The organism is Salmonella sp. 32120201201600049SM, assembly GCF_017572835.1.
GTDB lineage: Bacteria > Pseudomonadota > Gammaproteobacteria > Enterobacterales > Enterobacteriaceae > Salmonella > Salmonella enterica.
Genome location: NZ_JAGESA010000001.1, coordinates 665,356 through 688,433, shown reverse-complemented (window position 1 = coordinate 688,433; position 23,078 = coordinate 665,356). Strand labels below are relative to the sequence as shown.

Genomic DNA, 23,078 nt, shown 5'->3' with positions numbered 1-23,078 from the left:
TTTACCCTCTTGCCGCCAGTGCGGTGACTCTGTCATATGCGGTGCCGTTGCGCAGAACATCAAGCACGGTTTGCGCGTTGGCTTTGAGATCTTCCTGACCATGCAGACGCATCAGCATCGCCACGTTGGCGGCGACGGCGGCCTCATGCGCGGCATCGCCTTTACCTTGTAATAACCGCGTCAGAATGTCACGGTTTTCTTCCGGCGTGCCGCCAGCCAACTGATCCTGATGGTAAGGCGTCAGGCCAAAATCCTCCGCCGTAAGTTGATAGCTTTTAATTTCGCCGTCATGCAGCTCCGCGACAATCGTCGGCGCATGGAGCGAAACCTCATCCATGCCGCCGCTATGTACCACCGCCGCGCGCTGATAGCCCAGTACCCGTAAGGTTTCCGCAATCGGCAGCACCAGTTCCGGGCTATAGACGCCAATCAATGCCAGCGGCGGATGCGCCGGGTTGATCAGCGGGCCGAGTACGTTGAACAGGGTTCGCGTTTTTAACTGTTGGCGAACCGGCATCGCGTGACGGAATCCGGTGTGATATTTCGGCGCAAACAGGAAACAGACGCCCAGTTCATCTAACGCCTGACGTGATTTATCGGCGTTCATATCCAGATTAATACCGAACGCCGCCAGCAGATCGGATGACCCCGATTTGCTGGACACGCTACGGTTGCCGTGTTTCGCCACTTTCAGTCCACAGGCCGCTGCGACAAAGGCGCTGGCGGTAGAGATATTGATACTGTTGCTGCCATCGCCGCCGGTACCAACGATATCCGCAAACAGGTAGTCCGGGCGCGGGAACGGGGCGGCATTTTCCAGCAACGCAGTGGCGGCGCCGGCAATTTCATTGGGATGCTCGCCGCGAATTTTCATGCTCACCAGCGCGGCGGCGAGCTGTTCAGGCTTAAGTTCGCCGCGAACGACCGCCGAAAACAACTGATGGCTCTCTTGTTGCGTCAGAGTTTGCGCCTGATAGAGTTTCTCCAGAATTGGCTGTAGGGTGTTGGTCGGTTCCAGCTTTTGTTGCGCCCAGGCTAATGTTTGCTCCAGCAGACGCGCGCCCTGTGTCGTCAGGATGGACTCAGGATGAAATTGAAAACCGCAAACGCGATCCGCATCATGACGTACCGCCATCACCATGCCGTTGAAATGGGCGTTAATGGTTAGCCCGGCAGGAACATTACTGCCGACCAGCGAATGATAACGCGCGACCGGTAGCGGATTCGCCAGACCGGCGAACATCGCCTGACCGTCATGTTCAATGCTGGAGGCTTTGCCATGCAGGATTTCTCCCGCCTGACCGACATAACCGCCGTAAGCTTCGACAATCGCCTGATGCCCCAGACAAATGCCGATGATCGGTAACTTGCCGCGTAGTCGGGTCAGCAGCTCCGGCATACAGCCTGCCTCGCTGGGAATGCCCGGACCGGGGGAGAGCATTAGCACCGGATTTTTCATTGTCGCCAGGCGATCGATAAGCGTCTGCGCCGGAATATGGTTACGGTAAATCACCACGTTATGACCGTTGGTCCGTAGCTGATCTGCCAGGTTCCAGGTAAACGAGTCGATGTTATCGAGCAGCAGAATATCAGCCATCAGAAGGTCTCCTGTGCATGATGCGCGGTGGCGATAGCACGCAATACGGCGCGCGCTTTATTACGGGTTTCATCGGCTTCAGACTGCGGAACCGAGTCCAGTACAATTCCGGCGCCCGCCTGTACGGTGGCGATACCGTTTTCCACCAGCGCGGAGCGGATAACAATACAGGTGTCCAGATCGCCGTGGGCGGTGAAGTAACCGACCGCGCCGCCATAGCTGCCGCGGCGCTGTCCTTCCGCATCGGCAATCAACTGCATGGCGCGTACTTTCGGCGCGCCGCTCAGGGTGCCCATGTTCATGCAGGCGCGATAGGCGTGCAGCGCGTCGAGATCGTGACGCAGTTCGCCCACCACCCGGGAAACCAGATGCATCACGTACGAATAGCGGTCAACTTTTGTCAGATCGGCAACGTAGCGACTGCCCGGCGTACAGATGCGCGCCAGGTCATTGCGCGCCAGATCGACCAGCATCAGATGTTCGGAAAGCTCTTTATGGTCGGTACGCATGTCCAGCTCAATACGGCTGTCGAGATCTCTGTCCAGCGTACCATCAGCGCGGCGACCGCGTGGACGGGTACCCGCGATGGGGTAAATCTCAATCTGACGACTGGCGGCGTCATATTTCAGCGAGCTTTCCGGCGACGCGCCGAAAAGCGTGAAATCATTATCCTGCATAAAGAACATATACGGGCTGGGGTTGCTCTTTTTCAGCACGTAGTAGGCAGCCAACGGCGACGGGCAGGGCAGTGAAAAGCGGCGCGACGGCACCACCTGAAATATCTCCCCCGTGCGGATGGCTTTTTGCAACTGGCGTACCACCGCGCCGAACGCGTCATCGCTCTGATTACATTCGCAGCGCATGTCCGGCACCGGCGTGACCGGCAACGGCGGCGCAGGCTGGGTTAACTGTTGGCTAAGGTACGCCAGGCGGGCGTTCAGGCGCTGTTTTTCCCGGTCGCTGGCGGTGAACAGACTGGCCTGAATACGGGTGCTTTTTTTCTGATGGTCTATCACCATCAGCGTTTCCGCTAAATAAAAGCAGTAGTCCGGGCAGTTATTGCCAGCCTCAAGGTGTGGCAGCGCTTCAAAGCCAGCGACCAGGTCGTAGGCAAACAGACCGCCGAAAAACATAGCCTCCCGCTCTTGCGTCGGTATGTTCACCACTCCCTGTAACAGACGGAACGCATCAAATACCGACAGAGAGCATAAACGGGCGTCTTCATCTAATAATGGGCTGACGGGCGGAAAGCGTAGAATGCGACCGGCAGGCAGGACTTCGTTCTCCACGCCAGCGGGCAGGGCGGTATCCAGTAGCGGCAATAACGAGGCGCCATTATCAGATAACGCCTGAATAGTGACAGTGTCACCTAAAGCGGTAATGCGCAGCGCGCTATCCACCAGCAGCAGGCTTTTTAAATCGTCTTTACTGTCGATATCCGCGGATTCCAGCAGCAGCGTTGCCGGGCGATCGCCGCAGACCTGGTGAAAAAGCGCCGTTGGGTTTTCTCGATAGGCGGCATCGCAGGTCAACAGTTCGAGCGTGGGTTTTGGTGTTTGCATGGTTATTCTCATTATTTTGTTCAAAAAAAAGCCCGCTTAACAGGCGGGCCGGGTATCGTTTGGCTGATTACAGCTGTTCATACACCGCCCGCTATCAGGAAGTGCGCCACCAACCGTGTAATGCAAATGTCGCTGCCATTTTAGATACCCTCTTCATGTGAACTTTCGTACTAGTTAACTAGTTCGATGGAATAATGTCAACACCTATTTCAGTATATTTGCCGGAACCGTTATGATGTACATGACATACCTTTATCTCTATGGGAGCCGCCTTGAGCGACACGAATTACGCAGTGATTTACGATCTGCACAGTCATACCACGGCGTCCGATGGACTGTTGACGCCAGAAACATTAGTACACCGTGCGGTAGAGATGCGAGTCGGCACGCTGGCGATTACCGATCATGACACCACAGCCGCGATTCCTGCGGCAAGAGAAGAAATTTCACGTTCCGGGCTGGCCCTGAATCTTATTCCCGGCGTGGAGATTTCAACGGTCTGGGAGAATCATGAGATTCACATTGTGGGTCTGAATATTGATATTGCGCATCCGGCAATGCGCGATTTTCTGGCGCAGCAGACACAGCGGCGTCAGGCGCGTGGTCGGCTCATTGCGGAGCGTCTGGAAAAAGCCCATATTCCCGGCGCGTGGGAAGGGGCATTGAGACTGGCCAATGGCGGCGCGGTGACGCGCGGCCACTTCGCCCGCTTTCTGGTGGAGTGCGGCAAAGCCGCGACCATGGCGGATGTTTTTAAAAAATATCTCGCGCGTGGGAAAACCGGTTACGTTCCGCCGCAGTGGTGTACAATAGAACAAGCTATTGATGTCATTCATCATTCTGGCGGTAAGGCGGTGTTGGCCCATCCGGGACGCTACGACCTTAGCGCTAAGTGGCTGAAAAGATTAGTGGCGCAATTTGCCGACCATCACGGCGACGCGATGGAAGTGGCGCAGTGCCAACAATCGCCCAATGAACGCACCCAACTGGCGACGCTTGCGCGTCAGCATCATTTATGGGCATCGCTTGGATCTGATTTCCATCAGCCCTGCCCGTGGATTGAGTTGGGGCGTAAACTCTGGCTGCCCGCTGGCGTTGAAGGCGTATGGCAGACATGGGAACAGCCGCAAATATCACAGTGAGGGAAGTATGAGCCAGTTTTTTTATATCCATCCGGATAACCCACAGCAACGGCTGATTAATCAGGCCGTCGACATTGTGCGTAAAGGCGGTGTTATTGTTTATCCAACCGATTCCGGCTATGCCCTTGGTTGTAAAATTGAAGACAAAGGCGCAATGGAGCGCATTTGCCGCATCCGTCATCTGCCGGACGGCCACAACTTCACGCTGATGTGCCGCGATTTGTCCGAGTTGTCGACCTACTCCTACGTCGACAACGTGGCGTTTCGTCTGATGAAAAACAATACGCCGGGTAACTACACCTTTATCCTGAAGGGGACAAAAGAGGTGCCGCGCCGTCTGTTGCAGGAAAAGCGTAAAACTATCGGCCTGCGCGTACCGTCAAACCCGATTGCGCTGGCGTTGTTGGATACGCTGGGCGAACCGATGCTCTCGACGTCGTTGATGCTGCCTGGCAGCGATTTTACCGAGTCGGACCCGGAGGAGATTAAAGATCGGCTGGAGAAGCAGGTGGATCTGATCATCCACGGCGGTTACCTCGGTCAACAGCCTACCACGGTAATTGATTTGACCAATGACTCCCCGGTGGTGCTGCGCGAAGGCGTCGGCGACGTTACACCTTTCTTATAAGGGCGTTAGCCTGTATACTACGCGGCCTTAAAATGGCGCGGCAACGCGCCGTTCATTCTCCTGTTCGACGCCTGTGAAGGCGACACCTGAAGGAAGCTCTATGAGCGAAAAGTTACAAAAAGTGCTGGCGCGCGCTGGCCACGGCTCTCGCCGTGAAATCGAATCCATTATTGAAGCGGGACGTGTCAGCGTTGACGGTAAAATCGCCACGCTTGGCGATCGTGTTGAAGTCACTCCCGGTTTGAAAATCCGTATTGACGGTCACCTGATTTCGGTGAAAGAGTCGGCGGAACAAATTTGCCGCGTTCTGGCCTATTACAAACCAGAAGGTGAACTGTGTACCCGCAATGACCCTGAAGGGCGACCAACCGTTTTTGATCGCTTACCGAAACTGCGCGGCGCGCGGTGGATTGCGGTAGGACGTCTGGATGTCAACACCTGCGGGCTATTGTTATTTACCACCGACGGTGAACTGGCGAACCGCCTGATGCACCCTAGTCGTGAAGTTGAACGTGAATATGCCGTGCGCGTGTTCGGTCAGGTGGATGAATCGAAACTGCGTGATTTAAGCCGTGGCGTACAGTTGGAAGATGGCCCGGCGGCATTTAAGACCATTAAATTCAGCGGCGGCGAAGGCATTAACCAGTGGTACAACGTGACGCTGACGGAAGGGCGCAACCGCGAAGTTCGCCGACTGTGGGAAGCGGTAGGCGTTCAGGTCAGCCGTCTGATCCGCGTTCGTTACGGCGATATCCCGCTGCCGAAAGGCCTGCCGCGCGGCGGCTGGACTGAGCTCGACCTCGCGCAAACGAACTATCTGCGTGGTCTGGTAGAGCTCCCGCCGGAAACCTCGTCGAAGGTTGCCGTCGAAAAAGACCGTCGTCGTATGAAAGCGAACCAGATCCGTCGGGCGGTAAAACGCCACAGCCAGATCGCTGGCGGACGCCGCTCCGGTGGGCGTAATAACAACGGGTAATCTCTACCGCGGTCTATAGGCCGAGAATCATCAGACAAGAGGGTTTGTGCCGGATGGCGGCGCAAACGCCTTAATCCGGCCTACGGTTAATAATCAATTCCCATCTGGGCTTTTACGCCCGCGTCGAAAGCATGTTTAACCGGACGCAGTTCGCTGACGGTATCCGCAAGATCAAGAATATCCCGGTGACAGCCGCGACCTGTAATAATCACCGTCTGGTGACAAGGGCGCGCGTTTAGCGCGCTTATGACCTCTTCCAGCGGCAAATAGTCATACGCCACCATATAGGTCAGCTCATCCAGTACCACCATATCAAGCAGCGGATCGGCCAGCATCCGTTTCCCATGCTGCCAAACGGCCATACATGCTGCAGTGTCTGCCTCGCGATTTTGCGTCTCCCAGGTAAATCCCGTTGCCATCACCTGAAATTCGACGCCATGCGGTTCCAGCAGATTACGCTCGCCGTTGGGCCAGGTGCCCTTAATAAATTGCACCACGCCTACGTTTTTACCGTGTCCTACGGCGCGGGCGGCAGTCCCGAAAGCCGCCGTGGTTTTGCCCTTACCATTGCCAGTAAACACGATAATAATACCGCGCTCTTCCTGTGCCTGGGCGACACGGGCGTCAACCCGATCTTTTACCTTCTGCTGGCGCTGCTGATAACGTTCATCACTCATTGGGCGATTCCTGGTTTACGGCCCGGTTGGGCGTCAAAGGTCATACCGGTTTTACGGCGACTGTCGTCGCCCATAAGCCACAGGTAAAGCGGCATAATATCGGCAGGCGTTTTTAATTTCTGTGGATCTTCCGTCGGAAAGGCGCTGGCGCGCATACTGGTGCGCGTGCCGCCCGGGTTAATGCAGTTAACACGCAGAGGACGGTTCTGGTATTCGTCCGCCAGCACCTGCATCATTCCTTCAGTAGCAAACTTCGAGGTGGCATAGGCGCCCCAGTTGGCGCGTCCCTGACGGCCAACGCTTGATGACGTAAAGACCAGCGAGCCGGCATCGGACTTCAATAATAACGGTAACAGCGCCTGGGTGAGCATAAAGGTGGCGTTAACGTTTACCTGCATGACATCCTGCCAGATCTGCGGATCTTGTTCGCTCATTGGGCCGATTTCCCCCAGTAACCCGGCATTGTGCAGGACGCCATCCAGGCGGGGATAGTGCGCGGCGATGCGGTCGGCCACTTGCCGGCACTCTTCAGCGGTGCAGGTCAGCAGATCGAGCGTAAACCACTGTGGTTGAACATGTTGCTCGTCAGCAATGTGCTGCGCGACCCGACGCAGTTTCTCTTCGTTGCGTCCCAGCAGAATCACCGTTGCGCCGTAACGCGCATACGTGAGCGCGGCTTCCCGCCCAATGCCATCGCTGGCGCCAGTGACCAGAATAATGCGGTTTTGCAATAGATCTTGTTTCGGTTGGTAATGCATGGCTACTCCTCAACGGCGTGGTGCACCGTCCTGCCAGGTTGTCTTATCTTCGCGTTAACTTTTCGGGTTTATGCCTGAAAGCGCCTTTTTTTTCAATCAGACAGGGGCGATAACGCCGTAAAATGAACGTCTTGTCATACTTTTTCTTCCTCAACAGGCATACGGATGAAGAGAGACTGGCTTCGATGCCTGTTGTACACTGAGCGCAAGTCGCGTTATTTAATCAAGGTGGGAGTCGTGGAATTGTTGTCTGAATATGGCTTATTTTTGGCAAAAATCGTCACCGTTGTGGTGGCCATTGCCGTCATTGTGCTGCTGATCGTGAATGCTACGCAACGCAAACGTCAGCGCGGCGAGCTGCGCGTGACCAATTTGAGCGAGCAGTATCAGGAGATGAAGGATGACCTTGCTGCGGCGTTGATGGATGGCCATCAGCAAAAACTGTGGCATAAAGCGCAGAAAAAAAAGCATAAGCAGGAGGCGAAAGCCGCCAAAGCAAAAGCGAAGCTGGGAGACATTGCGACATCGGACAAACCGCGTGTATGGGTGATAGATTTCAAAGGCAGTATGGACGCTCACGAAGTTAATGCGTTGCGCGAAGAGGTCACGGCGGTGCTGGCAGTGGCGAAACCCGGCGATCGGGCGGTTGTGCGTCTGGAAAGCCCAGGTGGCGTTGTGCATGGCTATGGCCTGGCGGCATCGCAATTGCAGCGCCTGCGCGATAAAAATATTCCGCTGACCGTGACGGTGGATAAAGTCGCGGCAAGCGGAGGCTACATGATGGCCTGCGTGGCGGAAAAAATTATCGCGGCGCCGTTCGCTATTGTGGGGTCAATTGGTGTTGTCGCGCAAATCCCGAACTTTAACCGCTTTCTCAAAAGTAAAGACATTGATATTGAACTGCATACCGCAGGGCAGTACAAACGTACCCTGACATTGTTAGGCGAGAATACGGAAGAAGGGCGGCAGAAGTTTCGTGAAGATCTCAACGAAACGCACCATCTGTTCAAAGAGTTTGTGCAGCGGATGCGTCCGGCTCTGGACATTGAACAGGTCGCCACGGGCGAACACTGGTACGGTCAGCAGGCGCTGGAGAAAGGACTGGTTGATGAGATTAACACCAGCGATGAGGTTATCCTCGGCCTGATGGAAGGGCGTGAGGTGCTGAATGTGCGCTATATGCAGCGTAAAAAACTGATCGATCGTGTTACCGGCAGCGCGGCGGAAAGCGCGGATCGGCTGCTGCTGCGCTGGTGGCAGCGTGGACAAAAACCGTTGATGTAAACCGCTATTGCCGGATGGCATTCAGCGCCATCCGGCATGGATTAATCCACCAGGTGATACTTCTCAGACAGCACATGCGCCAGGTGTTTAAACATGTTAAACACCGCGGTGCTTTTAGGGGTCGGTAACCCTTGCTCGTCTAAAAAGTAATCGCCGCTGAAAACCAGCACGCCATTTCTCTGCGTTACGCCGGTGGCGACAATACCTGCCATCGTGTCTTCATGTTCCCGAATAATTTTGTTGGCTTCAAGCAACAGTGTTTCGCGATCGATAGGTTGCGTCTCTTTATGCATTTTTTACTCCTTAAACAAGGAGATTAGTCTACGCTGAGCACTTCTGATGGGCAAATATTCTCACAGGAAATTGATGGATTTGTCATGTTGCGTTCACTGGCAAGATTTGTTTTTGCATGCTAATAAAGTTGCGTATCGAATTTTATCAGGTACAGTGTGACGCTTTCGTCAATCTGGCAACAGAATTGCTTGACATTCGACCAAAATTCCGTCGTGCTATAGCGCGTGTGTGCAAAAAAGCCTGTTAACTCAGTCACCTGAGGGTTACATTTCGTACACAAAGCCAGTACAAGGGGTTGATATCCGCAGACGCAGAGACCATATATCGTTGTCTCGTCGCCAGTGGAAGGTGAATCAACGTGCGACGCATTCCTGGAAGAATCAACTTAGGTAAAGGTGAATATGGGTAAAGCTCTTGTCATCGTTGAGTCCCCGGCAAAAGCCAAAACGATCAACAAGTATCTGGGTAATGACTACGTGGTGAAATCCAGCGTGGGTCATATCCGTGATTTGCCGACCAGTGGCTCAGCAGCTAAAAAGAGCGCCGACTCTACCTCCACCAAAACGGCTAAAAAGCCCAAAAAGGATGAACGTGGCGCTCTCGTCAACCGTATGGGGGTTGACCCGTGGCACAACTGGGATGCGCACTATGAAGTGCTGCCCGGTAAAGAGAAGGTCGTCTCTGAACTGAAACAGTTGGCGGAAAAAGCCGACCACATCTATCTCGCAACCGACCTTGACCGCGAAGGGGAAGCCATTGCATGGCACCTGCGGGAAGTGATCGGCGGCGATGACGCGCGCTACAGTCGCGTAGTCTTTAACGAAATAACCAAAAATGCTATTCGCCAGGCGTTTGAACAGCCGGGCGAGCTGAACATTAACAGGGTCAACGCCCAGCAAGCGCGCCGCTTTATGGACCGCGTGGTAGGCTATATGGTCTCGCCGCTGCTGTGGAAAAAGATCGCCCGTGGTTTGTCGGCAGGTCGCGTTCAGTCTGTCGCGGTCCGTCTGGTCGTTGAGCGCGAGCGCGAGATTAAAGCGTTTGTTCCGGAAGAGTTCTGGGAAATTGACGCCAATACGACGACGCCGTCTGGCGAGGCGCTACCGCTACAGGTCACGCATCAGAACGACAAGCCATTCCGGCCGGTAAATCGCGAGCAGACGCTTGCCGCCGTCAGCTTGCTGGAAAAAGCGCGCTATAGCGTACTGGAGCGTGAAGACAAACCGACCAGCAGCAAACCTGGCGCGCCGTTTATCACCTCCACGCTACAACAGGCGGCCAGCACCCGGCTGGGCTTTGGCGTGAAGAAAACCATGATGATGGCGCAGCGTCTGTATGAGGCGGGCTACATCACCTATATGCGTACAGACTCCACAAACCTGAGTCAGGATGCGGTCAACATGGTGCGTGGTTATATTGGCGATAATTTCGGCAAGAAATACCTGCCGGATAACCCGAACCAGTACGCCAGCAAAGAAAACTCTCAGGAAGCGCACGAAGCGATCCGTCCTTCCGACGTTGCTGTCATGGCGGAGTCGCTGAAAGACATGGAGGCTGACGCGCAGAAGTTGTATCAACTAATTTGGCGTCAGTTTGTCGCCTGTCAGATGACGCCAGCACAATATGACTCTACTACGCTTACCGTTGGCGCAGGCGAATTCCGTCTGAAAGCGCGTGGGCGTATTTTGCGCTTTGACGGCTGGACAAAAGTGATGCCGGCGCTGCGTAAAGGCGATGAAGATCGCACATTGCCTGCCGTGAATAAGGGCGATGCGCTGACGCTACTTGAATTGACGCCTGCTCAGCACTTTACTAAACCGCCAGCCCGGTTTAGCGAGGCTTCTCTGGTTAAAGAGCTTGAGAAGCGCGGTATTGGTCGTCCGTCTACCTATGCGTCGATTATCTCGACCATTCAGGATCGCGGCTATGTTCGCGTTGAAAACCGTCGCTTCTATGCGGAAAAAATGGGTGAAATCGTCACCGATCGGCTGGAAGAAAACTTCCGCGAATTGATGAACTACGATTTTACCGCGCAGATGGAAGATAGTCTGGATCAGGTTGCAAATCACCAGGCCGAGTGGAAAGCGGTACTGGATAACTTCTTCAGCGATTTTACTCAGCAGCTCGATAAAGCCGAGAAAGATCCGGAAGAAGGGGGGATGCGTCCTAACCAGATGGTGCTGACCAGCATTGACTGTCCAACCTGTGGCCGTAAAATGGGAATTCGTACTGCCAGTACGGGGGTTTTCCTTGGATGTTCAGGTTATGCGCTTTCGCCGAAAGAGCGTTGTAAAACGACCATTAACCTGGTGCCGGAAAATGAAGTTCTGAACGTGCTGGAAGGCGACGACGCCGAAACCAACGCCCTGCGCGCCAAGCGTCGCTGCCAGAAGTGCGGTACGGCGATGGACAGCTATCTGATCGATCCGAAGCGTAAATTGCATGTGTGTGGTAATAACCCGACCTGTGATGGCTACGAGATTGAAGAAGGCGAGTTCCGCATCAAAGGGTATGACGGCCCGATCGTTGAGTGTGAGAAATGTGGTTCCGAAATGCACCTGAAAATGGGGCGTTTTGGTAAGTACATGGCCTGTACTAACGACGAATGTAAAAACACCCGTAAGATCTTGCGTAACGGTGAAGTTGCGCCGCCGAAGGAAGATCCTGTTCCATTACCGGAACTGCCGTGTGAAAAATCGGACGCGTACTTTGTGCTACGCGACGGCGCCGCAGGGATATTCCTGGCGGCCAATACGTTCCCGAAATCACGCGAAACGCGCGCGCCATTAGTCGAGGAGCTTTACCGGTTCCGCGATCGCCTGCCGGAAAAACTGCGTTATCTGGCGGATGCGCCGCAGCAGGACCCGGAAGGTAATAAAACCGTTGTTCGCTTTAGCCGCAAAACAAAACAGCAGTACGTTGCGGCGGAAAAAGACGGGAAGGCGACGGGATGGTCAGCGTTCTTCGTCGACGGCAAGTGGGTTGAAGGCAAGAAATAACCCCTGCCTGTCGCCACTGTAGTCAAGCGGGCCGCGTAAGCGGCCCTTTTTTATATCCCCTTCATATTTCAAGTGGCTTATGTGTTAGCTACGGATTACTCGGCCCATCCATGGGCCTCGTCCTGACGGGCCGTCGCACGCGATGTTCAAATCTGCTCCCGGCAGATTTGTCGCTCACCCCAGTCACATCGTTATCTATGCTCCTGGGAACTCACTCCCTTGTCGCCTTTAAGCAGCTCGAATTATTTTGGGTATAGCGGTCTTATTATTTTATCGCGCTGGCTATACAGTTCAGATATAAATGATATAGTGGTTATAGTTAACACCTTTTTTATTATTAAATCGTATTAGCAGCCCAATGATGTCTGCAGATAAACGATGGCCTGATGGCGCTAATCTGGATGATGTATTATGAAATTGCAGCAGCTTCGTTACATTGTTGAAGTGGTTAATCATAACCTTAACGTCTCCTCTACCGCTGAGGGGTTGTATACTTCCCAGCCGGGGATCAGCAAGCAGGTTAGGATGCTGGAAGATGAGCTTGGCATCCAGATTTTCGCCCGCAGCGGTAAGCATCTGACTCAGGTGACGCCCGCAGGCCAGGAGATTATTCGTATTGCGCGTGAGGTGCTTTCCAAAGTCGATGCCATTAAGTCGGTCGCCGGCGAGCATACCTGGCCGGATAAAGGCTCGCTCTATATTGCCACTACCCATACTCAGGCGCGTTACGCATTGCCAGGCGTGATTAAAGGCTTCATCGAGCGTTACCCGCGCGTTTCGCTGCATATGCACCAGGGGTCGCCAACGCAGATTGCGGAAGCGGTATCGAAAGGGAACGCCGATTTCGCGATTGCCACGGAAGCGCTGCATTTATATGACGATCTGGTGATGTTGCCATGCTACCACTGGAACCGTTCGATAGTGGTGACGCCGGATCATCCATTGGCGGCAACGTCTTCCGTAACGATTGAAGCGCTGGCGCAGTATCCGCTGGTGACGTATACCTTCGGCTTTACCGGGCGTTCCGAACTGGATACCGCTTTTAATCGCGCAGGATTAACGCCGCGGATCGTCTTTACTGCAACCGATGCGGATGTGATTAAAACCTATGTCAGGTTGGGGCTGGGCGTTGGCGTCATTGCCAGCATGGCGGTCGATCCGCTTGCCGATCCTGATTTAGTGCGGATTGACGCGCACGATATTTTTAGCCACAGCACCACAAAAATTGGTTTTCGCCGTAGTACTTTTTTACGCAGCTATATGTATGATTTTATCCAGCGTTTTGCGCCGCATCTGACGCGTGACGTGGTGGATACGGCGGTGGCGTTGCGTTCTAATGAAGAAATTGAAGCGATGTTTCAGGATATAAAGCTGCCTGAAAAGTAATAGCATCGTCGGTTTGTGTCGTAGTGGCATGGCAGACAAAGCCGCCTTTTGCAATATCCCTCGAAGTATTACGGGTAATGATCAGCAAAATAGTGTTGAATTACCCGTCCCGCCAGTTTCTTTTTCCAAATAGTTATCTTGAGTCAAAAGATTGATTTATTCACTGGCAACGATTCGTAAATTGACTGGATTTTTGACTAAAGTTTATTTAGGATTTGTCTCATCTGATGATTAATTGTACCGATTGTTTGGTGCTGAAATGATAAGTGATACCGATAGCATGAGGTTAGTAATGCCTTCTGAAAACCAGGAACCGCGCCGCGACCCTGAGCTCAAACGTAAAGCATGGCTGGCGGTTTTTGTGGGTTCTGCGTTGTTCTGGGTAGTGGTAGCGCTTGTTATCTGGCATTGGTGGGGCTAAGTGAGCATTACGTCGGAACGCGAGCGCGTGGTCGCGCCCCCGATTCAATCTTGTGACGATGATAACACCCCGGATACGACCGTTTTTCGGTCTGTTCCGCAACACTGGACGCTCACACCGCGGCAGCGGGCATTTATTGATGCTTTTGCTGACGAGGTGTCACAAAAATAATATTCGTCTTTTTATTGGCGTTACTGTTTTATTAACGCTGTCTTATTACACCTCAGCAACCGTGTGCTGAGCGCTTCTCAGTATTGATTAAACACAGTTGGTGTCGCCTATGTTAACGTCAAATATAAAGTATTGGTCATGGACTGGCGCGTTTATATTATCGCTACTGTTCTGGGCCGAGTTAATCTGGATTGCCGTCTAATCTCGTCAAAGCCCGATAATGCGTTATTTATCGGGCTTTTTCATCTTCGTTCCTCGCCTGTTAGGTTTCTCCTCTTTTAGCAATTTGGGTTGTTATCAAAACGTTACATTTTGTTTGTGTTATCTTTAATACAACCCTGTGGAGAATCAGGGTAACGCAACCCTGTCATTTAAGGAGGAGCTATGTCGTCAACCCTACGAGAAGCCAGTAAGGATACATTGCAGGCCAAAGATAAAACGTATCATTACTACAGTCTGCCGCTGGCTGCCAAATCCCTGGGCGATATCGCCCGTTTGCCCAAATCACTTAAAGTGTTACTGGAAAACCTGTTGCGCTGGCAGGACGGCGAATCTGTGACTGATGAAGATATTCAGGCGCTGGCCGGTTGGCTTAAAAATGCCCATGCCGATCGTGAAATTGCCTGGCGGCCCGCCCGTGTCCTGATGCAGGACTTTACCGGCGTGCCTGCCGTTGTCGACCTGGCGGCGATGCGTGAAGCCGTTAAACGCCTCGGCGGCGATACGTCGAAAGTGAACCCGTTATCGCCGGTTGATCTGGTTATTGACCACTCTGTGACGGTCGATCATTTCGGCGATGACGATGCGTTTGAAGAAAACGTGCGGCTGGAAATGGAACGTAACCATGAGCGTTATATGTTCCTGAAATGGGGAAAGCAGGCATTCAGCCGTTTCAGCGTGGTGCCGCCCGGAACCGGCATTTGCCATCAGGTTAACCTGGAATACCTGGGTAAAGCCGTCTGGAGCGAATTACAGGACGGGGAGTGGATTGCTTACCCGGACTCGCTGGTGGGGACTGACTCCCATACGACCATGATTAATGGTCTGGGCGTATTGGGGTGGGGCGTGGGCGGTATCGAAGCGGAAGCGGCGATGCTTGGTCAGCCCGTTTCGATGCTTATCCCGGATGTCGTCGGCTTTAAGTTAACCGGTAAACTTCGGGAGGGAATCACCGCCACTGACCTGGTGCTCACCGTCACGCAAATGCTGCGTAAGCATGGCGTCGTGGGTAAATTTGTTGAATTTTATGGTGATGGTCTGGATTCGCTGCCGTTGGCGGATCGCGCGACCATCGCTAATATGTCGCCGGAATATGGCGCAACCTGTGGTTTCTTCCCTATTGACGCCATCACCCTGGAATATATGCGATTAAGCGGACGTAGCGACGATCTGGTCGAGCTGGTTGAAGCCTACGCGAAGGCGCAGGGAATGTGGCGTAATCCCGGAGACGAACCGGTATTTACCAGTACGCTGGAACTGGATATGGGCGATGTCGAGGCCAGCCTGGCCGGGCCGAAACGCCCGCAGGATCGCGTGGCGTTAGGCGATGTGCCGAAAGCCTTTGCCGCCAGCGCCGAGCTGGAGCTGAATACCGCGCAAAGAGATCGCCAGCCGGTTGACTATACGATGAACGGACAGCCATATCAGCTTCCGGATGGCGCTGTCGTCATTGCCGCCATCACCTCCTGCACGAATACCTCGAATCCCAGCGTGCTGATGGCGGCGGGATTACTGGCGAAAAAAGCAGTAACGCTGGGGTTGAAGCGTCAACCGTGGGTCAAGGCTTCTCTGGCGCCGGGGTCAAAAGTGGTATCTGACTATCTGGCGCAGGCCAAACTTACGCCTTATCTGGATGAACTCGGTTTTAACCTGGTCGGTTATGGCTGTACGACCTGTATCGGGAACTCCGGTCCGTTGCCAGAGCCTATTGAGACCGCGATTAAAAAAGGCGATCTGACGGTAGGGGCCGTGCTTTCCGGTAACCGAAATTTTGAAGGGCGTATCCATCCGCTGGTGAAAACGAACTGGCTGGCGTCGCCGCCGCTGGTGGTCGCGTATGCGCTGGCCGGAAACATGAATATTAACCTCGCGACAGACCCGCTGGGGTACGATCGTAAAGGCGATCCGGTATACCTGAAGGATATCTGGCCTTCGGCGCAGGAAATTGCCCGCGCCGTTGAACTGGTATCATCGGATATGTTCCGTAAAGAGTATGCGGAAGTGTTTGAGGGCACGGAAGAATGGAAATCGATTCAGGTTGAATCGTCCGATACCTACGGCTGGCAGTCGGATTCAACCTATATTCGCCTGTCGCCTTTCTTTGATGAAATGCAGGCCCAGCCTGCGCCAGTCAAAGATATCCACGGCGCGCGTATCCTGGCGATGCTGGGGGATTCGGTAACGACCGACCATATTTCTCCGGCCGGCAGTATCAAGCCGGACAGTCCCGCCGGACGCTATCTGCAAAACCACGGCGTTGAGCGGAAGGATTTTAACTCCTATGGATCACGGCGCGGCAACCATGAAGTGATGATGCGCGGTACGTTCGCCAATATTCGTATTCGCAACGAAATGCTGCCCGGCGTCGAAGGTGGGATGACGCGGCATTTGCCGGGTACGGAAGCGATGTCGATTTATGATGCTGCGATGCTCTACCAGCAGGAAAAAACGCCGCTGGCGGTAATTGCCGGGAAAGAGTATGGGTCGGGATCGAGCCGTGACTGGGCGGCAAAAGGTCCGCGGCTGTTAGGTATTCGCGTGGTGATCGCCGAGTCGTTCGAACGTATCCATCGCTCAAACCTGATTGGGATGGGGATCCTGCCGCTGGAGTTTCCACAGGGCGTAACGCGTAAGACGCTGGGACTGACCGGGGAAGAGGTGATTGATATCGCGGATCTGCAAAATCTGCGCCCTGGCGCGACCATTCCGGTTATGTTAACGAGAGCGGATGGCAGCAAAGAAACGGTGCCTTGTCGCTGTCGCATTGATACCGCCACCGAGCTGACTTACTACCAGAATGACGGCATATTGCACTATGTCATTAGAAATATGCTGAACTAAAGCCGTTTATCGGGCCTGCCGTAAACAGGCAGGCCCGCGCCTTAATACCGGTGGCTTACTTACTTAGCAGGTGGCCCATTTTGGCCGCTTTAGTATCGAGATAATGCTCATTATTTGGATTACGACCCACAATGAGCGGAACGCGTTCGACGATATTAATTCCCGCCTCGGTCAGTATTTCGACTTTCTTCGGATTATTGGTCAGCAGGCGAACTTCATCCACGCCCAGTAATTTGAACATATCCGCGCACAGGGTGAAATCACGCTCATCGGCGGCAAAGCCGAGCTGATGATTGGCCTCCACCGTGTCATAGCCTTGATCCTGTAACGCATAAGCGCGAATTTTATTAAGCAGGCCGATATTGCGGCCTTCCTGACGGTGGTAAATCAGAATACCGCGTCCTTCTTCCGCAATATGCGTCAGCGCGGCTTCCAGTTGAAAACCACAATCACAGCGCAGACTAAAAAGCGCGTCCCCGGTAAGACATTCGGAATGAACGCGAGCCAGTACTGGCGTTTTACCTGAAATATCGCCAAAAACCAGCGCGGCATGGTCGTGTCCGGTTGCCAGTTCTTCAAATCCCACCATCAGAAAGTCACCCAATGGGGTTGGCAGTTTGGCTTCTGCCACACGTTTAAGCTGCATGTATTTCTCCAGATTATGCTGACGCCTGCGGTGTCGTCGCCTGTTGGATTGTATCCCGCTATTTTGCCATAAGGCGGCGGACATCACCTAATCACTACCACGTAATTGCTCAGGAATGGCACAAATTTGTCAATTTTCCAGTCCGGCGAGAATTTTCAGTTATGATTGTGATACTTACTTATAAAAGGAGCATCCATGCTTTCAATTGCGAAGCGCACCGCGGCAGGAGCCGCCCTGTTGCTTATCATGCCGCTTGCCGTATGGGTATCAGGCTGGCAGTGGCAGCCAGGACATCAGGTCTGGTGGCTAAAAACGCTATTCTGGATAACGGAAACCGTGACCAAACCCTGGGGCGTTATCACGCATGTGATTCTTTGTGGATGGTTCTTATGGTGCCTGCGATTTCGCCTGCGCGCCGCCATTATGCTGTTTGCGATTCTCGGCGGGGCGATTATCGTCGGGCAGGGCGTGAAGTCATGGGTAAAGGAGCGCGTACAGGAGCCGCGGCCATTTGTGGTCTGGCTTGAAAAAACGCACCATATTCCCGTCGATGAGTTCTACACTTTAAAGCGTACAGAACGCGGACATTTAGTGAAAGAGCAGTTGGCCGGGCAACAGAACATCCCCGTTTTCCTGCGTCAGCACTGGCAAAAAGAGACGGGCTTTGCGTTTCCCTCCGGACACACCATGTTTGCAGCGAGCTGGGCGCTTTTGGCCGTGGGTCTGTTATGGCCGCGCAGACGGACTTTCACCATCGCGTTTTTGTTAGTCTGGGCGACCGGCGTAATGGGCAGCCGTTTGCTTCTGGGAATGCACTGGCCGCGAGATTTAGTGGTCGCCACGCTCATCTCCTGGCTATTAGTTACCCTGGCGACCTGGCTGGCGCAGCGAATTTGCGGGCCGCTTATGCCGCCTCGTGAAGAAGCGCAAGAAATTGCTGAACGCGAGCAGGAAAGCTGACAACGGTTGATTTTCTGACTATTGCCCTTAAATCATCTGATGGCGGGCGCATTTCCATTTCGCGCGAGGCGGGAAAATGGTAATTTAGAAGGCTGGATGCGGTAAGTTGGACACGATTTATTCGCGCAAACCACATAACGGGAAGTAATGTGAAATATTTACTCATTTTCTTACTGGTATTGGCGATTTTTGTTATTTCGGTGACGCTGGGCGCGCAGAATGATCAACAGGTGACGTTTAACTACCTGCTGGCGCAAGGGGAGTATCGTATCTCCACGTTGCTTGCTGTGCTGTTCGCCGTCGGTTTTGCGATTGGCTGGCTGATTTGCGGCCTGTTCTGGCTGCGGGTCCGCGTTTCCCTTGCCCGCGCTGAACGTAAAATTAAACGACTGGAAAACAAGCTTTCGCCAGCAACCGACGTTGCGGTCCCTGCCGATTCGTCGGTTGTAAAGGAATAATCATTTATGTTGGAGTTGTTATTTCTGCTGTTGCCTGTAGCCGCTGCCTATGGGTGGTATATGGGTCGCAGAAGTGCGCAACAAACAAAACAGGATGAAGCTAACCGCCTGTCGCGCGATTATGTCGCAGGGGTTAACTTCCTGCTGAGTAACCAACAAGATAAAGCGGTGGATCTGTTCCTCGATATGCTTAAAGAGGATACCGGCACCGTTGAGGCTCATCTCACTCTCGGTAATTTGTTTCGCTCTCGCGGCGAAGTCGATCGCGCCATTCGTATTCATCAAACGCTCATGGAAAGCGCTTCATTGACCTATGAACAGCGTTTACTGGCTGTTCAGCAACTGGGGCGCGACTATATGGCCGCCGGTTTATATGACCGCGCGGAAGATATGTTTAACCAACTTACCGACGAAACGGAATTTCGCGTAGGCGCGTTACAGCAGCTCTTGCAAATCTATCAGCTAACCAGCGACTGGCAAAAGGCGATCGAAGTAGCAGAACGGCTGGTGAAACTGGGCAAAGATAAACAGCGTATCGAAATCGCCCATTTTTACTGTGAGTTAGCTTTACAGCAGATGGGCAACGACGACATGGATCGCGCGATGGCGTTGCTGAAAAAAGGTGCCGCCGCAGATAAAAATAGCGCCCGGGTGTCTATCATGATGGGGCGCGTTTATATGGCGAGAGGGGATTACGCCAAAGCGGTCGAAAGCCTGCAACGTGTGATCGTTCAGGATAAAGAGCTGGTCAGCGAAACGCTGGAGATGCTGCAAACCTGTTATCAACAGCTCGGTAAAAATGCCGAGTGGGCGGAGTTTTTACGTCGCGCCGTTGAGGAGAATACCGGTGCTGGCGCTGAGTTAATGCTTGCCGATATTCTGGAAGCGCGTGAAGGTAGTGACGCTGCTCAAGTCTATATCACGCGTCAGCTACAGCGACATCCTACCATGCGGGTGTTCCATAAGCTGATGGATTACCATCTCAACGAGGCGGAAGAAGGGCGAGCGAAAGAAAGCCTGATGGTACTGCGTGATATGGTTGGCGAGCAGGTGCGCAGTAAACCGCGGTATCGTTGTCAGAAATGCGGTTTTACCGCCTATACCTTGTACTGGCACTGTCCGTCCTGCCGGGCATGGTCGACCATTAAACCTATTCGCGGACTTGATGGGCAGTAGTATATAAAAAAAGCTTCACTTTAGTTACAACATACTTAATGATGTAAAGCTAGAAACGACGCTGACATCGGCGACCAAGGCTTATCAGGTTGTCAATCGAACCTGTTAATTTCCCTGCGCCGCAGGTAGAATGCACGCCGTTTATCCAATTTGCGCCACTTCCGGTGCCCATCATCAAGAAGGTCTGGTCATGACGTTTACTGCTTCATCTTCTTCCTGCGCTATTACTGAATCGCCTGTCGTTGTGGCGTTGGATTACCATGAACGCGATAAAGCCCTGGCGTTTGTCGATAAAATCGATCCTCGCGATTGTCGCTTAAAAGTGGGCAAAGAGATGTTCACGCTGTTTGGTCCACAGCTCGTTCGGGATCTCCAGCAACGTGGGTTTGATGTCTTTCTTGATCTAAAATTTCATGATATTCCCAACACCACGGCCCGGGCGGTCGCCGCAGCGGCAGACCTGGGCGTCTGGATGGTAAACGTTCATGCGTCTGGCGGGGCGAGAATGATGGCCGCAGCGCGCGACGCGCTGGCGCCATTCGGTAAAGATGCGCCGTTGCTCATTGCCGTGACCGTGTTGACCAGTATGGAAACCAGCGATCTGTGCGATCTGGGCGTGACGTTGTCACCGGCGGAACATGCGGAGCGGCTGGCGCGCCTGACGCAGCAATGCGGGCTGGATGGCGTGGTCTGTTCCGCTCAGGAAGCGGTCAGATTTAAACAGGCCTTTGGCGCTGCATTTAAGCTGGTGACGCCGGGCATTCGGCCAGCAGGCAGCGAGGCAGGCGACCAGCGACGCATTATGACGCCCGAACAGGCATTATCCGCCGGCGTCGACTATATGGTGATTGGCCGCCCGGTTACGCAATCGGTAGATCCGGCGCAAACGCTGAAGGATATTAACGCGTCACTGAAACGGGAGGCATAATGAGCGATTCCAATAGTCGTCTGGTTTATTCAACACAGACGGGGCGCATTGAAGAACCTAAAACGGCGCCGGTTCGTCCCAAAGGGGATGGTATCGTTCGCATTCAGCGTCAAACCAGTGGCCGTAAGGGTAAAGGCGTATGTTTGATTACCGGTATCGAGATGAATGATGCGGAATTAACCAAACTGGCGGCTGAACTGAAGAAAAAATGCGGCTGTGGCGGGGCAGTAAAAGAAGGGATTATTGAAATTCAGGGTGATAAACGCGACTTGATAAAATCATTGCTGGAAGCTAAAGGAATGAAAGTAAAATTAGCTGGCGGCTAATGAAAACGCCACGGTTGTAAATTACCGTGGCGTAAAAGTCAACTTTGTCTATTTTTGTAATCCAGACCTGAAAAGAATAAACGTATTATTTTGAGCCGTTCAATATTTAAACGTCTGAATTATTTTCCAACCTGGTGACCAATCACGCCGCCGACCGCCGCGCCGCCCAGGGTGCCTAATGTACTGCCGTCCGTTAACACTGCGCCGCCTAACGCCCCCGCACCTGCGCCAATAGCCGTGTTGCGATCGCGCTTGGACCAGTTTGAGCAGGCGCTCAGAGACATTGCTACGGTGATTGCCAGCACAGCAGCGGCCATTTTTTTGCTCGTCATAAACATAATACTCTCTCCTGAATTAACGATTCACGGAATTAAGCTCACTATAACTATAGTTAAAATAAAACCTGTTAAGAGATTTTCCGTAAAACCTGATTGCGCAGGGGTATATCACGCAGGTGATAGTCACTTCCTGTTATTTCGCTAATATTAATTTTACGACGTTACGCTCGTTACAACAGGTAAATAGTCTTAATTGGGATGCCAGAAAAGTCTTAGAGAGAGGATGATTTGCCATAGGGCAAACCATCGGGAAATATTTTAAACGGATGAGCCAATAACATTGACTAGCAGCCCTGCATGCTCTAACTGCATTTGATCGCTGGCGGAAATTCTGGAATCCGTAATGACACGATGGAAGCGAGAGAGCGGGCCCAGGGGATAGGGATGCACACAGCCAAATTTGGAGCTGTCGGTGAGGACAATCGCTTCTGAGCCTTTTTCCAGAACAGCGTTAACCACATCCGATCGCATCATATCGCGTCCGGTAAAGCCGGTATCAGCCTGCCAGCCATCAATACCGATAAATGCTTTGCTGAAATGCACTTGATGGATAAACTGTCGCGTCAACGGCCCTACCATGCTTTCACTTTTTTTCTGATAGATTCCACCGAGGAGAATGACTTCGCAAGGGGTTTCTTTGAGCAGATGCGCGATATAACTGCTCACGGTGATGATCGTGACATCTTTTTGTTCCGCCAGCGTCCGGGCCAATAGCGCATTGCTACTGCCATTTTCAATAAAAACGGATTCACCTGGACTGACCAGCGAGGCGGCGAACTCCGCCAGTCGGCGTTTTAGCGTGTAGTTCGTCATCATGCGAGTCTCTACGTCATCGCTCTCAAGCGAAACGGCGAAACCGTGCGCACGGCGTAAATAGCTCTGTTTTTCCAGGGTATTCAGATCCTGACGAATCGTGACTTCAGATACGCCGGTAATTTTCGCCAGTTCAGCAACGCTCATCTGGCCTTTATCAACCACCATTTGCAAAATTGATTGTTGTCGGGAGTTCATAGTATTAATTTTATACGTTAAGAGAAGTCAACAGACAGTCAGAGAGCCGGGAAGGGCTAACGGCCATCCCGGACAAATAATCGCTATCAGATTTCCCAGGGCGACCCGGGAGCCTGGGATGGCGAGATACCGTCTTTAACCTGATCTAACAGCTCTGCTCTCAATATTTCAAGGTTATTGATGGCCGAGTGGTAATCGCCAGCAACAAGGATATCCAGCACGGTATCAATGCGTGCGGCAATTCGTTGTGCTTCGATATCAGACATGTTTGTCATCCTTA

Annotated in this window: 24 protein-coding genes and 1 other annotated feature; of the genes, 14 read left to right on the top strand and 10 right to left on the bottom strand. The window is 53.1% G+C overall.

The window, feature by feature from the left end; genetic code table 11:
* Position 1: 1 nt before the first annotated feature.
* From trpD to trpL, 3 genes are all read right to left on the bottom strand, one after another.
* Positions 2-1,597: a bifunctional anthranilate synthase glutamate amidotransferase component TrpG/anthranilate phosphoribosyltransferase TrpD gene (gene trpD / locus J4650_RS03405; protein ID WP_000763483.1), complete on the bottom strand. Its 1,596-nt coding sequence runs from the start codon at positions 1,595-1,597 to the stop codon at positions 2-4.
* Positions 1,597-3,159 (bottom strand): anthranilate synthase component I, encoded by a 1,563-nt coding sequence (gene trpE, locus J4650_RS03400; RefSeq protein WP_023993306.1) that lies wholly within the window; start codon positions 3,157-3,159, stop codon positions 1,597-1,599. The genes trpD and trpE overlap by 1 nt, the downstream gene beginning before the upstream one ends.
* 22 nt (positions 3,160-3,181) lie before the next feature.
* Positions 3,182-3,277 (bottom strand) — a sequence feature (Trp leader region).
* The gene (gene trpL, locus J4650_RS03395; RefSeq protein ID WP_010989026.1) at positions 3,254-3,298 is read right to left on the bottom strand and encodes a trp operon leader peptide; all 45 of its coding nucleotides are present in this window, start codon (positions 3,296-3,298) and stop codon (positions 3,254-3,256) included. (Overlaps the previous feature by 24 nt.)
* Positions 3,299-3,419: 121 nt before the next feature.
* Here trpL and rnm point away from each other — a divergent pair, with 121 nt between their 5' ends.
* The 3 genes from rnm (at position 3,420) to rluB (ending at position 5,905) form a co-directional block, all read left to right on the top strand.
* Positions 3,420-4,301 carry an RNase AM gene (gene rnm, locus J4650_RS03390; RefSeq protein ID WP_017465596.1) on the top strand — a complete coding sequence of 294 codons (882 nt, stop codon included), beginning with the start codon at positions 3,420-3,422 and terminating at the stop codon, positions 4,299-4,301.
* 7 nt (positions 4,302-4,308) lie between these two features.
* On the top strand, positions 4,309-4,929 hold the full coding sequence (locus J4650_RS03385; protein ID WP_000077250.1) for an L-threonylcarbamoyladenylate synthase: 621 nt from the start codon (positions 4,309-4,311) through the stop codon (positions 4,927-4,929).
* A gap of 100 nt (positions 4,930-5,029) precedes the next feature.
* Entirely contained in the window at positions 5,030-5,905 is an 876-nt protein-coding gene (gene rluB / locus J4650_RS03380) for a 23S rRNA pseudouridine(2605) synthase RluB (RefSeq protein ID WP_001291233.1), read from the top strand.
* Positions 5,906-5,991: 86 nt separating this feature from the next.
* Here rluB and cobO read toward each other — a convergent pair whose 3' ends face one another.
* Both cobO and J4650_RS03370 read right to left on the bottom strand, forming a co-directional pair.
* Entirely contained in the window at positions 5,992-6,582 is a 591-nt protein-coding gene (cobO, locus tag J4650_RS03375; RefSeq protein WP_023993305.1) for a cob(I)yrinic acid a,c-diamide adenosyltransferase, read from the bottom strand.
* The gene (locus tag J4650_RS03370; protein ID WP_000559308.1) at positions 6,579-7,340 is read right to left on the bottom strand and encodes a YciK family oxidoreductase; all 762 of its coding nucleotides are present in this window, start codon (positions 7,338-7,340) and stop codon (positions 6,579-6,581) included. Before J4650_RS03370 ends, cobO begins: the two co-directional genes overlap by 4 nt.
* A 237-nt stretch (positions 7,341-7,577) precedes the next feature.
* Between J4650_RS03370 and sohB the strand changes: the two genes are divergently transcribed.
* Complete coding sequence (gene sohB, locus J4650_RS03365) at positions 7,578-8,624, top strand: protease SohB (RefSeq protein ID WP_000422082.1); 1,047 nt, start codon at positions 7,578-7,580, stop codon at positions 8,622-8,624.
* 41 nt (positions 8,625-8,665) lie between these two features.
* Here the strand turns inward: sohB and J4650_RS03360 are convergent, their stop codons facing one another.
* Positions 8,666-8,917 carry a YciN family protein gene (locus J4650_RS03360; protein ID WP_000548616.1) on the bottom strand — a complete coding sequence of 84 codons (252 nt, stop codon included), beginning with the start codon at positions 8,915-8,917 and terminating at the stop codon, positions 8,666-8,668.
* A gap of 402 nt (positions 8,918-9,319) precedes the next feature.
* On the opposite strand from J4650_RS03360, the gene topA reads away from it, so the two are divergent.
* The 5 genes from topA (at position 9,320) to acnA (ending at position 16,955) form a co-directional block, all read left to right on the top strand.
* Complete coding sequence (gene topA / locus J4650_RS03355; RefSeq protein WP_000513593.1) at positions 9,320-11,917, top strand: type I DNA topoisomerase; 2,598 nt, start codon at positions 9,320-9,322, stop codon at positions 11,915-11,917.
* Positions 11,918-12,328: 411 nt separating this feature from the next.
* The gene (cysB, locus tag J4650_RS03350) at positions 12,329-13,303 is read left to right on the top strand and encodes an HTH-type transcriptional regulator CysB (RefSeq protein WP_000776233.1); all 975 of its coding nucleotides are present in this window, start codon (positions 12,329-12,331) and stop codon (positions 13,301-13,303) included.
* A 280-nt stretch (positions 13,304-13,583) separates the two neighbouring features.
* Complete coding sequence (locus tag J4650_RS03345) at positions 13,584-13,724, top strand: YmiA family putative membrane protein (RefSeq protein WP_213083417.1); 141 nt, start codon at positions 13,584-13,586, stop codon at positions 13,722-13,724.
* Between the two features lie 280 nt (positions 13,725-14,004).
* A complete protein-coding gene (ymiC, locus tag J4650_RS22725; RefSeq protein WP_223148964.1) occupies positions 14,005-14,097 on the top strand; it encodes a small membrane protein YmiC in 93 nt (30 codons plus the stop codon).
* A gap of 182 nt (positions 14,098-14,279) precedes the next feature.
* Positions 14,280-16,955: an aconitate hydratase AcnA gene (acnA, locus tag J4650_RS03340; RefSeq protein WP_000099469.1), complete on the top strand. Its 2,676-nt coding sequence runs from the start codon at positions 14,280-14,282 to the stop codon at positions 16,953-16,955.
* Positions 16,956-17,010: 55 nt separating this feature from the next.
* On the opposite strand, the gene ribA is transcribed toward acnA, so the two are convergent.
* Complete coding sequence (gene ribA, locus J4650_RS03335; protein WP_001176284.1) at positions 17,011-17,601, bottom strand: GTP cyclohydrolase II; 591 nt, start codon at positions 17,599-17,601, stop codon at positions 17,011-17,013.
* A 195-nt stretch (positions 17,602-17,796) separates the two neighbouring features.
* Between ribA and pgpB the strand changes: the two genes are divergently transcribed.
* From pgpB to yciH, 5 genes are all read left to right on the top strand, one after another.
* Positions 17,797-18,561, top strand: coding sequence for a phosphatidylglycerophosphatase B (gene pgpB / locus J4650_RS03330; protein WP_000948636.1), 765 nt, complete (start codon positions 17,797-17,799; stop codon positions 18,559-18,561).
* 149 nt (positions 18,562-18,710) lie between these two features.
* The gene (locus J4650_RS03325; RefSeq protein ID WP_000876301.1) at positions 18,711-19,019 is read left to right on the top strand and encodes a LapA family protein; all 309 of its coding nucleotides are present in this window, start codon (positions 18,711-18,713) and stop codon (positions 19,017-19,019) included.
* Between the two features lie 6 nt (positions 19,020-19,025).
* Complete coding sequence (gene lapB, locus J4650_RS03320) at positions 19,026-20,195, top strand: lipopolysaccharide assembly protein LapB (RefSeq protein ID WP_000891378.1); 1,170 nt, start codon at positions 19,026-19,028, stop codon at positions 20,193-20,195.
* 190 nt (positions 20,196-20,385) lie between these two features.
* Positions 20,386-21,123, top strand: coding sequence for an orotidine-5'-phosphate decarboxylase (gene pyrF / locus J4650_RS03315; protein ID WP_023993304.1), 738 nt, complete (start codon positions 20,386-20,388; stop codon positions 21,121-21,123).
* Positions 21,123-21,449, top strand: a complete 327-nt coding sequence (gene yciH / locus J4650_RS03310) for a stress response translation initiation inhibitor YciH (RefSeq protein ID WP_001285199.1) — start codon at positions 21,123-21,125, stop codon at positions 21,447-21,449. The genes pyrF and yciH overlap by 1 nt, the downstream gene beginning before the upstream one ends.
* Positions 21,450-21,568: 119 nt before the next feature.
* Here yciH and osmB read toward each other — a convergent pair whose 3' ends face one another.
* The 3 genes from osmB to J4650_RS03295 all read right to left on the bottom strand — a co-directional run bounded on the left by osmB (position 21,569) and on the right by J4650_RS03295 (position 23,064).
* Complete coding sequence (osmB, locus tag J4650_RS03305; RefSeq protein WP_000481166.1) at positions 21,569-21,787, bottom strand: osmotically-inducible lipoprotein OsmB; 219 nt, start codon at positions 21,785-21,787, stop codon at positions 21,569-21,571.
* A gap of 258 nt (positions 21,788-22,045) precedes the next feature.
* The gene (locus J4650_RS03300; protein ID WP_001088594.1) at positions 22,046-22,798 is read right to left on the bottom strand and encodes a DNA-binding transcriptional regulator YciT; all 753 of its coding nucleotides are present in this window, start codon (positions 22,796-22,798) and stop codon (positions 22,046-22,048) included.
* Positions 22,799-22,884: 86 nt separating this feature from the next.
* Positions 22,885-23,064, bottom strand: coding sequence for a hypothetical protein (locus J4650_RS03295; RefSeq protein ID WP_001279854.1), 180 nt, complete (start codon positions 23,062-23,064; stop codon positions 22,885-22,887).
* Positions 23,065-23,078: the final 14 nt, after the last annotated feature.

Coding starts and splice junctions, on each gene's coding strand:
- trpD (WP_000763483.1), bottom strand. CDS start 1,597: ATGGCTGATATTCTGCTGCTCGATAACATCGACTCGTTTACCTGGAAC.
- trpE (WP_023993306.1), bottom strand. CDS start 3,159: ATGCAAACACCAAAACCCACGCTCGAACTGTTGACCTGCGATGCCGCC.
- rnm (WP_017465596.1), top strand. CDS start 3,420: ATGGGAGCCGCCTTGAGCGACACGAATTACGCAGTGATTTACGATCTG.
- J4650_RS03385 (WP_000077250.1), top strand. CDS start 4,309: ATGAGCCAGTTTTTTTATATCCATCCGGATAACCCACAGCAACGGCTG.
- rluB (WP_001291233.1), top strand. CDS start 5,030: ATGAGCGAAAAGTTACAAAAAGTGCTGGCGCGCGCTGGCCACGGCTCT.
- cobO (WP_023993305.1), bottom strand. CDS start 6,582: ATGAGTGATGAACGTTATCAGCAGCGCCAGCAGAAGGTAAAAGATCGG.
- J4650_RS03370 (WP_000559308.1), bottom strand. CDS start 7,340: ATGCATTACCAACCGAAACAAGATCTATTGCAAAACCGCATTATTCTG.
- J4650_RS03360 (WP_000548616.1), bottom strand. CDS start 8,917: ATGCATAAAGAGACGCAACCTATCGATCGCGAAACACTGTTGCTTGAA.
- topA (WP_000513593.1), top strand. CDS start 9,320: ATGGGTAAAGCTCTTGTCATCGTTGAGTCCCCGGCAAAAGCCAAAACG.
- cysB (WP_000776233.1), top strand. CDS start 12,329: ATGAAATTGCAGCAGCTTCGTTACATTGTTGAAGTGGTTAATCATAAC.
- J4650_RS03345 (WP_213083417.1), top strand. CDS start 13,584: ATGAGGTTAGTAATGCCTTCTGAAAACCAGGAACCGCGCCGCGACCCT.
- ymiC (WP_223148964.1), top strand. CDS start 14,005: ATGTTAACGTCAAATATAAAGTATTGGTCATGGACTGGCGCGTTTATA.
- acnA (WP_000099469.1), top strand. CDS start 14,280: ATGTCGTCAACCCTACGAGAAGCCAGTAAGGATACATTGCAGGCCAAA.
- ribA (WP_001176284.1), bottom strand. CDS start 17,601: ATGCAGCTTAAACGTGTGGCAGAAGCCAAACTGCCAACCCCATTGGGT.
- pgpB (WP_000948636.1), top strand. CDS start 17,797: ATGCTTTCAATTGCGAAGCGCACCGCGGCAGGAGCCGCCCTGTTGCTT.
- lapB (WP_000891378.1), top strand. CDS start 19,026: ATGTTGGAGTTGTTATTTCTGCTGTTGCCTGTAGCCGCTGCCTATGGG.
- pyrF (WP_023993304.1), top strand. CDS start 20,386: ATGACGTTTACTGCTTCATCTTCTTCCTGCGCTATTACTGAATCGCCT.
- yciH (WP_001285199.1), top strand. CDS start 21,123: ATGAGCGATTCCAATAGTCGTCTGGTTTATTCAACACAGACGGGGCGC.
- osmB (WP_000481166.1), bottom strand. CDS start 21,787: ATGTTTATGACGAGCAAAAAAATGGCCGCTGCTGTGCTGGCAATCACC.
- J4650_RS03300 (WP_001088594.1), bottom strand. CDS start 22,798: ATGAACTCCCGACAACAATCAATTTTGCAAATGGTGGTTGATAAAGGC.
- J4650_RS03295 (WP_001279854.1), bottom strand. CDS start 23,064: ATGTCTGATATCGAAGCACAACGAATTGCCGCACGCATTGATACCGTG.